The organism is Arthrobacter sp. Soil762, assembly GCF_001428335.1.
Taxonomy (GTDB): domain Bacteria; phylum Actinomycetota; class Actinomycetes; order Actinomycetales; family Micrococcaceae; genus Arthrobacter.
In genome coordinates this window covers 280,329-295,147 of record NZ_LMSG01000018.1, presented here as the reverse complement: position 1 = coordinate 295,147, position 14,819 = coordinate 280,329, and the positions used below count along the sequence as shown (strand labels likewise).

Below are 14,819 nucleotides of genomic sequence, written 5' to 3'. Positions count from 1 at the left end.
CACCGTGTGCAGGCCTTCCTTCTTGACCAGGTTCTTGAGCTGGACATACTCCGGACCCATCTGGACCTTCGCCTTGATCCACTCCGGCTTCCGCTCCACGGGTACTGCAGAGTTGCGCTGCTCAACGCGCAGCAGCTTCCGGCCTTCTGGTGCCAGTGTCATCAGTTCTCTTCCCTTAGCATTCCACTACGTTGACGGCGAGGCCGCCCATGGCCGTTTCCTTGTACTTGGAGCTCATGTCCCTGCCGGTCTCGCGCATGGTCACGATCACCTCATCCAGGGACACCCGGTGCGTACCGTCCCCCCACAGCGCCATCTTCGCGGCGTTGATGGCCTTCGCCGCTGCGATCGCGTTGCGCTCGATGCACGGCACCTGGACCAGCCCGCCGATCGGATCGCACGTCAGGCCCAGGTTGTGTTCCATCGCGATCTCCGCGGCGTTTTCCACCTGCTGGGGTGTCCCGCCCATGACCTCGGCGAGGGCGCCGGCCGCCATGGACGACGCCGATCCCACCTCGCCCTGGCAGCCCACCTCGGCACCCGAAATGGACGCCTGCTCCTTGTAGAGCACCCCGATGGCACCGGCCGTGAGCAGGAACTTGACCACAACGTCGTCGCGGTCTTCCTGCGTCGCCTTGTCCATCCCGGGCGCGAAATGCAGCGCGTAGTACAGGACCGCCGGGATGATCCCGGCAGCGCCGTTGGTGGGTGCCGTGACCACCCGGCCGCCGGACGCGTTCTCCTCATTCACTGCCAGGGCGATGAGATTCACCCATTCCTGCCAGTACTTCGCGTCCCGGTCCTTGTCCTCCTTTTCGAGCCGCTCATGCCAGTCCGGAGCACGACGGCGGACCTTCAGTCCGCCGGGCAGCAGCCCCTCGCGCTTGAGGCTGGTTGCCACACACTCCTCCATGACGGAGTAGATGTGCAGCAGGCCTTCGCGGATCTCTTGTTCGGTGCGGGACGCACGTTCGTTCACGAACATGATCTCGCCGATGGACAGGCCCTTGGACTGGCACCGTCCCAGCAGCTCCGCCGCGGTGCGGAAGGGCAGCGGCAGTTCCTTCTTGGACTCGTCCAGTTCCTTCAGGGCCGCGTCCTCCTCACCTTCGCGGACGATGAAACCGCCGCCGACGGAGAAGAACGTGGCCTTGTGGAGGACTTCGCCTGCCTCGTCCGTGACCGTGAACGTCATGCCGTTGGTGTGCCGCGGCAGGACAGTCAGGGGGCGCAGGACCATGTCCTTGACGCCGTACGGCAGGGGGACGGAACCGGCGAGCTGAAGGGTACCGGTTTCGGCGATGGCGGCGAGCCGCTCCTCCACCTCGGCCGGCAGGATCTTTTCCGGGTGGAAACCCTCCAGGCCCAGCAGGATCGCCGTCATGGTGCCGTGGCCGTGGCCCGTCGCCGCCAGCGACCCGTACAGGTCCACCCGCAGCCCGGCCACCCTGTCCAGGCTGCCTGAGCCCTTGAGCTCCTCGGCAAACACGGCGGCAGCGCGCATCGGCCCAACAGTGTGAGAGCTCGACGGCCCGATCCCGACGGAGAACAAATCAAAGACTCCAACGGCCATGTGCGTTTCCTAACTAATTAATTCTTCAGAGATGTGCGCCCGCCGAACACGGTGCTGCACGAGGTGCCGGCCGGAGCCGGACTTTTCGAAAGCGTGCGTCAAAGCGAGGAACTGGGCCCACCCCGTCCGGGTTCCCTGGCCGAGCTTGCGAGGCTAGGGGGACGGTGGGGCGCAGCACGCGTGAAAAGTCCGGTCCGCCGGCACCGGAGGTGACTACAGCCCCGGGTACAGCGGGTGCGCGGCGGCGAGTGCCTCCACGCGGTGACGCAGGCCGGAAAGGTCCGCGTCGGCGTCGGCAATCAATGCCTCGGCGATGATGTCCGCAACTTCACGGAAGGCTGCCTCGCCGAAACCGCGGGTGGCCAGCGCCGGGGTGCCGATCCGGAGGCCGGAGGTGACCATCGGAGGGCGCGGGTCGAACGGCACGGCGTTGCGGTTGACGGTGATGTCAATCGCGGCCAGGCGGTCCTCGGCCTGCTGGCCGTCCAGCTCACAGTTGCGCAGGTCAACCAGGACCAGGTGGACGTCGGTGCCGCCGGAGATCACGTTGATGCCCTTGGCGGTGACGTCCGGCTGGACCAGGCGGTCGGCCAGGATGCTGGCGCCGGCCAGGACGCGCTCCTGGCGTTCCTTGAACTCAGGCGTGGCTGCGATCTTGAAGGCCACGGCCTTGCCGGCGATGACGTGCTCCAGCGGGCCGCCCTGCTGTCCGGGGAAGACAGCCGAGTTGATCTTCTTGGCGATCGCTGGATCGTTGGAGAGGATGATGCCGCCGCGCGGACCGGCGAGGGTCTTGTGCGTGGTGGACGTGGTGACGTGGGCGTGCGGCACCGGGCTCGGGTGCAGGCCAGCTGCCACCAGACCGGCGAAATGCGCCATGTCCACCATCAGGAAGGCGCCCACCAGATCGGCGATCCGGCGGAACTCGGCGAAGTCCAGCTGGCGGGCATAGGCCGACCAGCCTGCGACGATCAGCTGCGGCTTGTGCTCCAGCGCCAGACGCTCCACCTCGGCCATGTCAATGGTGTGGGTGTCTTCGCGGACCTGGTACGGGACCACATTGTAGAGCTTGCCGGAGAAGTTGATCTTCATGCCGTGGGTCAGGTGTCCGCCGTGGGCCAGGTTCAAGCCCATGATGGTATCGCCCGGCTTGATCAGCGCGTGCATCACCGAGGCGTTGGCCTGGGCGCCGGAGTGCGGCTGCACATTGGCGAACTCGGCACCGAACAGGGCCTTGACGCGGTCGATGGCCAGCTGCTCGATGACGTCCACGTGCTCGCAGCCACCGTAGTAGCGCTTGCCCGGGTAGCCCTCGGCGTACTTGTTGGTCAGGACCGAGCCCTGCGCCTGCATCACGGCAACAGCCGTGTGGTTCTCGGAGGCGATCATTTCCAGGCCATTGCGCTGGCGGCCCAGTTCGTCGTCGATCTTGACGGCGATCTCCGGGTCCAGCACCGACAGGTCGGTGTCCAGGCTCGCGGAAACTACCTGTTCAAAGACTCTGATTGTGCCCGCGGCCGCGGCAGCCGGGCTCACAGTTCGCCACCGTTTACTTCGGCGTATTCCTGAGCGGAGAGCAGCGGGCCCTCTTCGGTCACGGTGACCTTGAACAGCCAGCCTGCACCGTAAGGATCGGAGTTGATCAGTGCGGGATCGCCGACGGCGTCTTCGTTGATTTCCGTGACCTCGCCCGTCACCGGGGAGTAAAGGTCAGAGACGGACTTGGTGGACTCGATCTCGCCGCAGGTCTCCCCCGCGGTGACCGTGGAGCCAACCTCGGGCAGGTCCACGTAGACGATGTCGCCCAGCGCCTCAGCGGCAACAGCGGACACACCAACAACGGACGGACCAGAGCCATCAAAGGCAATCCATTCGTGCTCGGCGGAGTACTTCAGTTCAGCGGCAACCTTAGCCATGGGTATCAATCCTTACGTTTCGAATTCAAAAGTGAGAGAGCGTTGGCCCAAACACCGCATTAAGTGAGAGAGCGTCGGCCTAAAACGTGCTTTAAGTGAGAGAGCGTCTGGAGGGGCCGGCGGGCGGGGGTTTTCGAAAGCGTGCGTCAGAGCGACGAAGGAGCAGCACGCGTGAAAACTCCGGTCCGCCGGTCCCGTTCCCAACGCCCCGGGGGACTTACTTTTGGCGCTTGTAGAACGGCAGGGCGACAACCTCGAAAGGCTCTGCCTTGCCGCGCAGGTCGATGTCCAGGGCGGTGCCAATCTCGGCGTGCTCGACGTCGACATAGGCCATCGCCACCGGGTAGCCGAGGGTGGGGCTGGGCTGGCCGGAGGTGACTTCGCCAACCACGGCACCGTCCTTGAGCACCGGGTAGTGCCCGCGGCCGGCGCGACGTCCGAGTCCCTTCAAGCCCACAAGCTTACGCTTTGATCCGGCTTCCTTGGCGGCTTCCAGGGCGGAGCGGCCCACGAAGTCGCCTTCCTTGCTCTTGAGCGCCACAACGCCGCCCAGGCCGGCATCAAACGGTGAACGTTCGAGGGAAAGCTCGTTGCCGTACAGCGGCATGCCGGCTTCGAGGCGGAGCGAATCGCGTGAGGCGAGGCCGCACGGAACAATGCCGAACTCAGCCCCTGCTTCGGCGACGGACGCCCACAGGGAGGCGGCGCCGTCGTTCGCTACGAAGAGCTCGAAGCCGTCCTCGCCGGTGTAGCCGGTGCGCGCCAGGATGACGTTGTGGCCTGCCACGGTGAGCTCGTTGAACGCGTAGTACTTCAGGTCGGTGACCAGTGCGTGCTGGGCCTCAGCGGTCAGCTTGAGCAGGATGGCCTCGGCCTTGGGGCCCTGGACCGCGATCAGCGAGGTGATGGCGGAGGCGTCCTCCACCTTCACGTTGAACGCCGTGGCGCGTTCGGCCAGGGCGACGGCGACAGTGGGGGCGTTGCCCGCGTTGGGGACCACGAGGTACTTCTCGTCGCCGAAGCGGTAGACGATGAGGTCATCGATGATGCCGCCGTCGGCGTTGCAGATGAGCGAATACTTGGCCTTGCCGTCCGCGATGGCGGAGAGCTTGCCCACGAGTGCGTAGTCCAGGAACGCGCCGGCTTCCAGGCCGGAGATCCAGACTTCGCCCATGTGGGAGAGGTCGAACAGGCCGGCAGCCTTGCGCACAGCGTGGTGCTCGGCGAGCTCGGAGCTGTACTTCAGGGGCATCTGCCAGCCACCGAAATCGGTGAAGGAAGCGCCGAGTTTCTTGTGCTCTTCGTAGAGAGCGGTGTAGTTCTCAGTCATTGTGAAAGCCTTTCACACGAAACTAGTTCGCGAATTCCTCGATGGGCGGGCAGGAGCAGATCAGGTTGCGGTCGCCGCCGGCGCCGTCGATGCGGCCGACGGGCGGGAAGTACTTGTCCTGCTTGAGGTGGTGGACCGGGAAGGCGGCCTGCTCCCGCGGGTACTGACGGGCCCAGTCGGAGGTGACGACGGCGGACGCGGTGTGGGGTGCGTGGCGCAGCGGGCTGTTCTCCACGGTGAAGTCGCCGTTGGCCACCTGGTCGATTTCCTTGCGGATGGTGATNCGAAGAATCCAGGCGTTCAGGAACGCCCCGTTGTTGGCATCCAGCCCAGTCGGAAGATACGACGGCGGACGCGGTGTGGGGTGCGTGGCGCAGCGGGCTGTTCTCCACGGTGAAGTCGCCGTTGGCCACCTGGTCGATTTCCTTGCGGATGGTGATCATCGCGTCGATGAAGCGGTCGATCTCCGCCAGGTCCTCGGACTCGGTGGGCTCCACCATCAGCGTGCCCGCAACCGGGAACGCCAGGGTGGGGGCGTGGAAGCCGTAGTCGATGAGGCGCTTGGCCACNCCAGGTCCTCGGACTCGGTGGGCTCCACCATCAGCGTGCCCGCAACCGGGAACGCCAGGGTGGGGGCGTGGAAGCCGTAGTCGATGAGGCGCTTGGCCACGTCCTCCGCGGTGACGCCGGTCTTCGCCGTCAGGTCACGGAGGTCCAGGATGCACTCGTGCGCCACCAGCCCGCCCTCGCCGGTGTAGAGGACCGGGAAGTACTCGTTCAGGCGGGCCGCGACGTAGTTCGCCGCGAGCAGCGCCGACTTCGTGGCCTCGGTCAGGCCCTCGGCACCCATGAGCTTCACATACGCCCAGGAGATGGGCAGGACGCCTGCGGAGCCGTAGTTGGATGCGCTGATGGCCACGCCGTGGCCGGCTTCGTGCGCTGCCTTGTTGGCGTCACCGGGCATAAACGGTGCCAGGTGGGCCTTGGCTGCGACCGGGCCGACGCCGGGGCCGCCGCCGCCGTGCGGGATGCAGAAGGTCTTGTGCAGGTTCAGGTGCGAGACGTCGCCGCCGAACTTGCCCGGTTGCGCCAGGCCCACGAGGGCGTTGAGGTTGGCGCCGTCCACGTAGACCTGGCCGCCGGCAGCGTGCACGGCGTCGCAGATTTCGGTGACGTCGGCGTCGTAGACACCGTGAGTGGACGGGTAGGTGATCATGATCGCCGAGAGCGCGTCCTTGTTCGCCTCGATCTTGGCGTACAGGTCCGTGTGGTCGATGCTGCCGTCAGGTGCGGTGGCCACCACCACAACCTTCATGCCGGCCAGGACGGCCGAGGCGGCATTGGTGCCGTGCGCCGAGGCCGGGATCAGGCAGACCGTGCGCTGGTCATCGCCACGGGAGAGGTGGTAGCCGCGGATGGCCAGCAGGCCCGCGAGCTCGCCCTGCGAACCGGCGTTCGGCTGCAGGGAGACCTGGTCGTAGCCGGTGATTTCCGCGAGGTCAGCTTCCAGTCCGCCGATGAGTTCGCGCCAGCCCACGGTCTGGGAATCCGGGGCGAACGGGTGGATCGAGGCGAACTCCGGCCAGGAAATGGCTTCCATCTCCGCGGTGGCGTTCAGCTTCATGGTGCAGGACCCCAGCGGAATCATGGTCCGGTCCAGGGCAAGGTCCCGGTCACTCAGCCTGCGGATGTAGCGCAGCAGCTGGGTCTCGGAACGGTGCGTGTTGAACACCGGGTGCTGCAGGTACTCGGAGGTGCGGAGCACCGACTCGGGCAGTTCAAAGCCCTTCGCGTCCACTACCGGACCGGCACCGAAGGCGACGGCGATCGCGGAGAGGACATCCGTCGTCGTGGTTTCATCAGCGGAGACGCCGATGGTGTCCTCGTCGATGTGGCGCAGGTTGATGCCGCGCGCTTCGGCGGCGGCGATGACCTTGGCGGCCTTGCCCGGGACGCGGACCGTGACGGTATCGAAGAAGGTCTCGGTGACCAGTTCGCGGCCGGCGACCTTCAGCGTTGTTGCCAGGGTGCGGGCGTTGCGGTGGACCTGCTCGGCGATTGCCTTCAGGCCGTCCGGGCCGTGGTAGACGGCGTAGAAGGAGGAGACGATGGCCAGCAGTGCCTGCGCGGTGCAGATGTTGGACGTGGCCTTCTCGCGGCGGATGTGCTGCTCGTAGAAGGAGGAGACGATGGCCAGCAGTGCCTGCGCGGTGCAGATGTTGGACGTGGCCTTCTCGCGGCGGATGTGCTGCTCGCGGGTCTGCAGCGCCAGGCGGTACGCGGGGGTCCCGGCGTCGTCCTTGGACACCCCGACGAGGCGGCCCGGCATGGACCGCTCCAGGCCCTTGGCCACGGCCATGTACGCGGCGTGCGGGCCGCCGAAGAACAGCGGCACGCCGAAACGCTGGGTGGAGCCGACGGCGATGTCCGCGCCCTGCTCCCCCGGAGGGGTGATCAGCGTCAGCGCCAGCAGGTCAGCAGCGACCGTGACGAGCGCGCCGCGCTCCTTGGCTTCCTTGATGACGTCGGCGTGGTTGAAGACCCGGCCGGAAACGCCCGGCTGCTGCAGGACGATCCCGTTGATGACGCCGTCGGGCAGGCCCCGGGAGAGGTCCGCGACCTCCACCTCGAACCCGAGGGCTTCGGCGCGGCCCTTCACAATCGCAATGGTCTGCGGCAGGCAATCGGCATCCAGGACGGTCTTGCCGTCATGGGCGGCCTTGTTCTTGTTGGCGCGGCGCATCATCAGGACGGCCTCGGCGACCGCAGTGGCTTCATCCAGCAGCGACGCGTTCGCGATCGGCAGGCCCACCAGATCCTGGACCATGGTCTGGAAGTTCAGCAGCGCTTCAAGGCGGCCCTGCGAAATCTCCGGCTGGTACGGCGTGTAGGCCGTGTACCAGGCCGGAGCTTCGAGGATGTTCCGGCGGATCACGGCCGGGGTCACGGTGTCGTAATAGCCCTGGCCGATCATCTGCACAGCCGTCTTGTTCTTCGCCGCGAGCTTCCGCAGCTCCGCAAGGACCTCAACCTCGCTGAGGGCGTCCTTGAGTGCCAGCGGCTTGGCCTGGCGGATGGAGTCGGGGACGGCAACGTCCACGAGGCCGTCAACGCTGTCATAGCCAACGGCTTTGAGCATGGCGTCAATATCGGTCTGGCGGCGGGCACCAATATGCCGATCGGCAAAGGTGGAAGGGGACGACTGGATGGTCATGAAGGAACTCCATAATTCAGGTGGCGCGCTGGGTACGCCACATTGATTCGGGTTCCTCCCCACTCTGTATTGGACCTGAGAGTTTCCGCGCCCACCTGCTTGCCGCAGGGTGACGCTTGCACCGTCGGTGAGCCCGTTGCCGGACTACTTTCCAGAGTTGCCTAACCGCGGCGGTACGTGGGCCTGAGAGATTCCTGGGGAGGATTTGCTCCTACGGCGCCTACTGAACGTACCGGCAGGACTCTCCCGCCGCAGATCAAAAGCATGTGCCACTTTGTCCGTGACACTTCTCACAGATTAGCCGGATATTGGGCCGCTTGCAAGAAGAACGCTACGCGCGCATCTTGACATGATTCCTCGGGTGCCACGCTCACGCATCGCGCGTACGGCGTTGGGGTGAAGGTCTTTGGGGTGACTACCGGCGCTGGCGGCTTCGATCCGAGAGCCACCCAGGCGCTCCAAGGTCGCCTCGGCGACTGCGGGTGCCTCTGCGCCCGCACGGTGACACGCGGTGGCGTGGCTGGCCCTTTATGCTGCGTCGCAACGAACACCCCATTAGGGCCTGCGGCGACGTAGCATCAAAGTAGGCGACAGCCAGGAGTGTGGCGAAAATGTTTGAGCGATTTACGGACCGTGCCCGTCGCGTAGTTGTTCTTGGGTCTGATCCATGAAGGTGAAGGCGTTGCCGCCAAAGCTCTTGAGTCCTTGAGCATTTCGCTCGACGGCGTGCGCGAGCAGGTACAGGAGATCMTCGGMCMGGGCCAGCAGKCCYCGTCCGGCCACATCCCGTTCACTCCGCGGGCCAAGAAGGTGCTGGAGCTCGCGCTCCGGGAGGCCCTGCAGCTGGGCCACAACTACATCGGCACGGAGCACATCCTGCTGGGCCTCATCCGCGAGGGTGAGGGCGTTGCCGCGCAGGTTCTGGTCAAACTCGGCGCGGACCCGGACAGGGTCCGCCAGCAGGTCATCCAGCTCCTCTCGGGCTACCAGGGCAAGGAGACCACGGGTGCAGACCCAGTCCCGGGCCAGGCCGAAGGCACTCCCGCCGGTTCCGTGGTGCTGGACCAGTTCGGCCGCAACCTCACCCAGGCTGCGCGCGAGAACAAGCTGGACCCGGTGATCGGACGCGAGTCCGAGATGGAACGCGTCATGCAGGTCCTTTCGCGCCGCACCAAGAACAACCCGGTCCTGATCGGTGAGCCCGGCGTCGGCAAGACCGCCGTCGTCGAAGGCCTCGCCCAGGCCATCGTCCGCGGCGATGTCCCGGAGACTCTCAAGGACAAGCAGCTGTACACGCTGGACCTGGGCTCCGTGGTGGCCGGTTCCCGGTACCGCGGTGACTTCGAGGAGCGTCTGAAGAAGGTCCTGAAGGAGATCCGCACCCGCGGGGATATTCTTTTGTTCATTGATGAGATCCACACCCTTGTCGGTGCCGGTGCGGCCGAGGGTGCGATCGATGCGGCTTCGATCCTGAAGCCGTTGCTGGCCCGGGGCGAGCTGCAGACCATTGGTGCGACCACGCTCGATGACTACCGCAAGCACATCGAGAAGGATGCTGCCCTGGAGCGCCGCTTCCAGCCGATCCAGGTCAAGGAGCCCTCCGTCGCGCACGCGATCGAGATCCTCAAGGGCCTGCGCGACCGGTACGAGGCACACCACCGGGTCACCATCACCGACGGCGCCCTGGTGGCCGCCGCGAACCTCTCGGAGCGTTACATCTCGGACCGCTTCCTGCCGGACAAGGCCATCGACCTGATCGATGAGGCCGGCGCCCGGCTGCGTATCCGGCGCATGAGCGCACCGCCGGAGCTCAAGGCGATGGACGAGCGCATCGCTGCCCTGAAAATGGAGAAGGAGTCCGCGTTGGATGCGGAGGACTACGAGGGTGCCGCAGGGCTGCGCGACCAGGAGCAGAAGCTCGTCGCGCAGCGTAGAGAGAAGGAACGCCACTGGAAGACCGGCGGCCTGGACGACATCTCCGAAGTTGATGAGGAACTGATCGCCGAGGTGCTGGCGAACGCCACCGGCATCCCGGTCTTCAAGCTGACCGAGGAAGAATCCAGCCGTCTGCTGAAGATGGAAGACGAACTGCACCAGCGCGTGGTGGGCCAGGACGAGGCGATTAGGTCGGTTTCGCGGGCCATCCGCCGCACCCGTGCAGGCCTGAAGGACCCCAAGCGTCCCGGCGGCTCGTTCATCTTCGCCGGCCCCACCGGCGTCGGCAAGACCGAACTCGCCAAGGCCCTGGCCGACTTCCTGTTCGGTGACGAGGACGCCCTCATCACGCTGGACATGTCCGAGTACTCGGAGAAGCACACGGTGTCGCGGCTCTTCGGTGCCCCTCCGGGCTACGTCGGTTACGACGAAGGCGGCCAGCTGACCGAGAAGGTCCGGCGTCGTCCGTTCTCCGTGGTCCTGTTCGACGAGGTGGAGAAGGCGCACGCTGACCTCTTCAACTCACTCCTGCAAATCCTGGAAGACGGCCGCCTGACCGACTCCCATGGCCGGGTGGTGGACTTCAAGAACACGGTGATCATCATGACCACCAACCTGGGCACCCGGGACATCTCCAAGAGCGTTGCCACCGGCTTCCAGTCCGGCACGGACACGCAGACCGGCTACAACCGGATGCGCGCCCGGGTCACGGAGGAGCTCAAGCAGCACTTCCGCCCCGAGTTCCTGAACCGTGTTGACGACGTCATCGTGTTCCCCCAGCTGACCCAGGAGGAGATCATCCAGATCGTGGACCTGATGATCGGCCGCCTGGAGCAGCGCCTGGCAGACAAGGACATGGGTATCGAGCTCACCACCGCAGCCAAGGTGCTGCTGGCAACCCGCGGGTATGACCCGGCCATGGGTGCGCGGCCGCTGCGCCGCACCATCCAGCGCGAGATCGAAGACCAGCTCTCCGAGAAGATCCTCGTCGGAGAGATCCACCCGGGCGACATTGTTGTGGTGGACGTTGACGGCGACGGCGACGACGCGCAGTTCACCTTCGCAGGAAACACGAAACCCCGGATCCCGGACGCACTGCCGGCCGCGAGCTGACCAGGACAACCACGTCTGACTACCGTCGAGGCGGGCTGAAGTCCGGTGTCACACCTCACTGTGCTGCAGGCGAAGGATTCCATGACGCCCTGGGGATCCAGCCGGGTGCTGCTGCTTCGACAGGGACGGCACGGTCGTTGCAACTCCCAAAATCTTTGGCACGATTGACCGGACCTGGTGACCTGCGTTTCCAGTTGGTGCGGGCCCGCATGGAATGGATTGATCGGGAGTTGCGGGCGTAAATCCGGTGCCGCCCCGCTGTTGCAAGGCGCCGCCCTGCTACCGGACGGCGTCGTCGAGCAGCTGCCGGAACTGGGCTTCGGTGTTGAGGGTGAGTTTTTCGCCGTTGAGGAAGAACGTCGGGGTGCCGGTAACACCCAGGGCTTTCCCGTCCGCGATGTCCCGGCGGATCCGTTCCTTGGTGTCCTCGGCAACAACATCCTGATCGAACCGGGCCATGTCCAGGCCGAGGCCTTCCGCGTAGGTCCGGAAGAGGGCGGCCTGGGAGTCCTGTTTTTCGCCCCATTCGGGCTGGGTCGCGAACAGCTTCGTGACCATCGGTTCGTAGTGCCCCTGGCGCGCGGCGGCTTCGACAGCGAGCGCTGCGGTGCCGGAGTTCAGGTGTCCGGGCAGGGGGAAGTAGCGGTGGGTGAACGTGATCCTGTCCCCGTACTCCTCCTTCAGCTCCGCCACCAAGGGCTCGGCGGCGCGGCAGGCCTCGCACTCGAAGTCCAGAAACTCGACCAGCTGGGCTTTTTCGGCCGGTGGGCTGGTGAGCCGGTGACTGTCTTCCCTCGCCACCTGGGAATCAGCGGACGCCGGCGGCGCGGGCGTGGCAGGTTTGTTTGCGGTAAACACGGCGAACCAGATCACGCCCCCAGCCACAAGGACCGCCATAATAGTCCAGATAGCGACGCGGACGTTGCGCGCGACAGTAACGGCACTCATCAGCCAGTGATCCCCCTCAGCTCAGAACCCATTACCTCGATCATAGCCAGCGCGCCACCGCACAGGAGTCTTTGACCTGCGGCTACTCCGATTCGCGCGACGCGTCGCCGAGGCGTGGCTCGAGTGACCCGGCCGGAGACACCAATGCCGGTCCGGGCATGATCAGCTTCGCACATCACGCCCGGACCGTCTGGGTTGAGCCGTCAGAGAACTTTGGAGAGGAACTCCTGGGTGCGGGCCTGCTGCGGATTGGCGATGATGTCACGCGGGTTGCCGCTTTCGACGACGACGCCGCCGTCCATGAACGTCAGGGTGTCTCCGACCTCGCGCGCGAAGCCGATCTCGTGGGTCACCACGATCATGGTCATGCCGGACTTGGCCAGGTCCTTCATCACGCTGAGCACTTCGCCCACGAGTTCCGGGTCCAGGGCCGAGGTCGGCTCGTCGAAGAGCATCAGTTCCGGTTCCATGGCCAGTGCACGGGCAATGGCCACGCGCTGCTGCTGGCCGCCCGAGAGCTGCGCGGGATAATGGTTGGCATGGTTGCCCAGACCGACACGGTCCAGAAGTTCCATCGCGCGTGATCTGGCCTTCACCTTGGATTGCCGCTTGACCTGGGTGGGCGCCTCGATGATGTTCTGCAGCGCCGTCCGGTGCGGGAAGAGGTTGAAGCGCTGGAAGACCATGCCGATCTCCCTGCGCTGGGCGGCGATCTCTTTGACGGTCAGGTCATGCAGGCGGCCGCGGGTCTCGCGGTAGCCGATCAGTTCCTCGCGGACGTGGATCCGGCCGGCGCTGATGGTTTCCAGCATGTTGATGCAGCGCAGCAACGTGGACTTCCCGGACCCGGACGGCCCGATCAGCACGGAAACCTCACCCTGCCGGACCGTCATGTCGATCCCGCGGAGCACATGGTGCTCTCCGAAGTACTTGTGTACCCCGTCAATCCGGACGAGGGTCTCCCTCGTCATGAGGTCGTTGGTGATGGTCACGGTAGCTCATCCTCTACTTTGGGTGCTTTGGCTGCTTTGGCTGCGGCGGCCGCCGGGGTCGGCTTGACCGGGGCAGGGACGATGTTGTCCACGCCCTTTCCGAAGTGGCGCTCAACGTAGTACTGGCCCACCATCAGGATGCTGGTGATCACGAGGTACCAGAGGGCGGCCACGATCAGCAACGGAATGGGCAGATAGCTGCGGTTGGCGATGCCGTTGGTTGCGAATGTCAGGTCCAGCGTGAACGGCACCGCGAGCACCAGCGAGGTGGTCTTGAGCATCCCGATGGTCTCATTGCCGGTGGGCGGCACGATGACGCGCATGGCCTGGGGCAGGATAATCCGCCACATGATTTTGGACTTGCGCATCCCCAGGGCCTCGGCGGCTTCCATCTGGCCGGAGTCGACGGACTTCAGGCCGGCGCGGAAAATTTCGGCCAGATAGGCTGACTCGTTCAGCCCCAGTCCCAGGATCGCTGCCATGAAGGCGGTGATCACGTCCTGGGTGCTGAAGCTGAACAGTTCCGGTCCGAACGGAATCCCCAGGGCGATCTTGGGATAAAGAACGGAGATGAGGCCCCAGAACACCAGCTGGGTGTAGACCGGTGTGCCGCGGAAGAACCAGACCCAGGTCCAGCTCACGCCGCGGAACAGGGGATTATCCGACTGGCGCATGAAGGCCAGGAGAATGGCCAGCATGATGGCGATCGCCATCGAGAGGACTGTCAGCAGCAACGTCCAGCCGATGCCCTGGATGACGAGCACGTCCATGAAATAGGTGCCGACTATGTCCCAGCGGAAATTGGTATTGGTGACCAGGCTCTGGCCCAGCAGCGCGGCGAACAGCAGGATGAGGACGGCTCCGGCCCAGCGGCCGGGATGGCGGACCGGAACGGCGTCGATCAGTTCCGGTTTCCGGTGCGCGGCACCGGTCCTGCGGTCGCTGGTATCGGTGGGTGCGAGGGTGCTCAATTGCCTACCGCCGGGTTTACTTCAGACTTCGTGACGGCGCCCTTGGTGTTGCTCCAGGTGTCCAGGATTTTCCCGTAGGTCCCGTCGCTGATGAGTTTGTTCATGACGTTTTTCATGAGCTCGGACAGGGCGGTGTCGCTCTTGGCGACCGCGATACCTTGCGGTGCCGCAGCGTAAACATCGCCCAGGGCCTCCAGCTTGCCGCCGGTCTGCGAGAGGGCATAGCCGATGATGGGGGAATCGGCGGCCATTGCGTCGATGCTGCCGTTCACCAGGCGGGTGGTCACATCCGTCTGCGTTTTCAAAGTGACGACGTTGACGCCCGGTTTTCCGGCATCCGTGCATGCCTTGGACCGGCCGGAGACGTCGGGGTCCTCTTGGGTGGTGCCTGTCTGCACCCCCACGGTTTTGCCGCAGATGTCATCGACGCTGAAATTCTTCGGGTTGCCCTTCTGGACGGCCCACAACGTGCCGGCATTGAAGTAGCTGACCATGTTGACGGCCTTCAGACGCTCGGCGTTGATGGTGAAGGAGGAGATTCCCAGATCGTACTTGGCACCGAGAGCGGGCAGGATTCCCGTGAATTCCGACGTCTGGACCCTGACCTGCAGGCCGAGGGTCGCACCGATGGCCTTGGCGAAATCCACGTTGTAGCCCACCGGGGTCTGGCCATCGGCGCCGCCCAGGGATTCGGCAGGTGCGTACGTTGTGTCGGCACCCACCGTGAGGGTGCCCTTGCTCCTGATGGCCTCAGGGACGCTCGCGGCGAGGGCATCGTCCCTGGCCACAGAGGCGGGATCAAAGCCAGTGGAACCCGGGGCAGCTCC

At 65.3% G+C, this 14,819-nt stretch carries 10 protein-coding genes, 3 pseudogenes and 1 riboswitch; of the genes and pseudogenes, 1 reads left to right on the top strand and 12 read right to left on the bottom strand.

Annotated features, from left to right (window positions below; all coding sequences use genetic code 11):
• From ASG77_RS21960 to ASG77_RS13965, 8 genes and pseudogenes are all read right to left on the bottom strand, one after another.
• Positions 1-162: pseudogene (locus ASG77_RS21960) on the bottom strand (lipoyl synthase); the annotation flags it as partial.
• A 13-nt stretch (positions 163-175) separates the two neighbouring features.
• Positions 176-1,573: an L-serine ammonia-lyase gene (locus tag ASG77_RS13985; protein ID WP_056346478.1), complete on the bottom strand. Its 1,398-nt coding sequence runs from the start codon at positions 1,571-1,573 to the stop codon at positions 176-178.
• 213 nt (positions 1,574-1,786) lie between these two features.
• Entirely contained in the window at positions 1,787-3,109 is a 1,323-nt protein-coding gene (glyA, locus tag ASG77_RS13980; RefSeq protein WP_056346476.1) for a serine hydroxymethyltransferase, read from the bottom strand.
• Positions 3,106-3,489, bottom strand: coding sequence for a glycine cleavage system protein GcvH (gene gcvH, locus ASG77_RS13975; RefSeq protein ID WP_056346474.1), 384 nt, complete (start codon positions 3,487-3,489; stop codon positions 3,106-3,108). The genes glyA and gcvH overlap by 4 nt, the downstream gene beginning before the upstream one ends.
• 217 nt (positions 3,490-3,706) lie before the next feature.
• A complete protein-coding gene (gene gcvT / locus ASG77_RS13970; protein ID WP_056346472.1) occupies positions 3,707-4,819 on the bottom strand; it encodes a glycine cleavage system aminomethyltransferase GcvT in 1,113 nt (370 codons plus the stop codon).
• A gap of 22 nt (positions 4,820-4,841) precedes the next feature.
• Positions 4,842-5,102 (bottom strand): annotated as a pseudogene (locus ASG77_RS23050) (hypothetical protein); the annotation flags it as partial.
• A 1-nt stretch (position 5,103) separates the two neighbouring features.
• A pseudogene (locus ASG77_RS22605) lies at positions 5,104-5,388 on the bottom strand (hypothetical protein); the annotation flags it as partial.
• A gap of 1 nt (position 5,389) precedes the next feature.
• Positions 5,390-8,033, bottom strand: a 2,644-nt coding sequence (locus ASG77_RS13965) for a glycine dehydrogenase (aminomethyl-transferring) (RefSeq protein WP_442854246.1), incomplete at its 3' end; no start/stop codon positions are given.
• A 161-nt stretch (positions 8,034-8,194) separates the two neighbouring features.
• A riboswitch (glycine riboswitch) is annotated at positions 8,195-8,292 on the bottom strand.
• Between the two features lie 389 nt (positions 8,293-8,681).
• On the opposite strand from ASG77_RS13965, the gene ASG77_RS13960 reads away from it, so the two are divergent.
• Positions 8,682-11,081 (top strand): ATP-dependent Clp protease ATP-binding subunit, encoded by a 2,400-nt coding sequence (locus ASG77_RS13960; RefSeq protein WP_056346470.1) that lies wholly within the window; start codon positions 8,682-8,684, stop codon positions 11,079-11,081.
• Between the two features lie 279 nt (positions 11,082-11,360).
• On the opposite strand, the gene ASG77_RS13955 is transcribed toward ASG77_RS13960, so the two are convergent.
• The 4 genes from ASG77_RS13955 to ASG77_RS13940 all read right to left on the bottom strand — a co-directional run bounded on the left by ASG77_RS13955 (position 11,361) and on the right by ASG77_RS13940 (position 14,780).
• Positions 11,361-12,029 carry a DsbA family protein gene (locus ASG77_RS13955; RefSeq protein WP_056346468.1) on the bottom strand — a complete coding sequence of 223 codons (669 nt, stop codon included), beginning with the start codon at positions 12,027-12,029 and terminating at the stop codon, positions 11,361-11,363.
• A gap of 203 nt (positions 12,030-12,232) precedes the next feature.
• Positions 12,233-13,000: an amino acid ABC transporter ATP-binding protein gene (locus tag ASG77_RS13950; protein ID WP_056346552.1), complete on the bottom strand. Its 768-nt coding sequence runs from the start codon at positions 12,998-13,000 to the stop codon at positions 12,233-12,235.
• Positions 13,001-13,017: 17 nt separating this feature from the next.
• Positions 13,018-13,992: an amino acid ABC transporter permease gene (locus ASG77_RS13945; protein WP_082576048.1), complete on the bottom strand. Its 975-nt coding sequence runs from the start codon at positions 13,990-13,992 to the stop codon at positions 13,018-13,020.
• Entirely contained in the window at positions 13,989-14,780 is a 792-nt protein-coding gene (locus tag ASG77_RS13940; RefSeq protein ID WP_235564546.1) for an ABC transporter substrate-binding protein, read from the bottom strand. The genes ASG77_RS13945 and ASG77_RS13940 overlap by 4 nt, the downstream gene beginning before the upstream one ends.
• Positions 14,781-14,819: the final 39 nt, after the last annotated feature.

Bases quoted from the DNA above. Each gene is read 5' to 3' on its own strand.
- ASG77_RS13985 (WP_056346478.1), bottom strand. From the start codon at position 1,573: ATGGCCGTTGGAGTCTTTGATTTGTTCTCCGTCGGGATCGGGCCGTCG.
- ASG77_RS13955 (WP_056346468.1), bottom strand. From the start codon at position 12,029: ATGAGTGCCGTTACTGTCGCGCGCAACGTCCGCGTCGCTATCTGGACT.
- gcvT (WP_056346472.1), bottom strand. From the start codon at position 4,819: ATGACTGAGAACTACACCGCTCTCTACGAAGAGCACAAGAAACTCGGC.
- gcvH (WP_056346474.1), bottom strand. From the start codon at position 3,489: ATGGCTAAGGTTGCCGCTGAACTGAAGTACTCCGCCGAGCACGAATGG.
- ASG77_RS13950 (WP_056346552.1), bottom strand. From the start codon at position 13,000: ATGACGAGGGAGACCCTCGTCCGGATTGACGGGGTACACAAGTACTTC.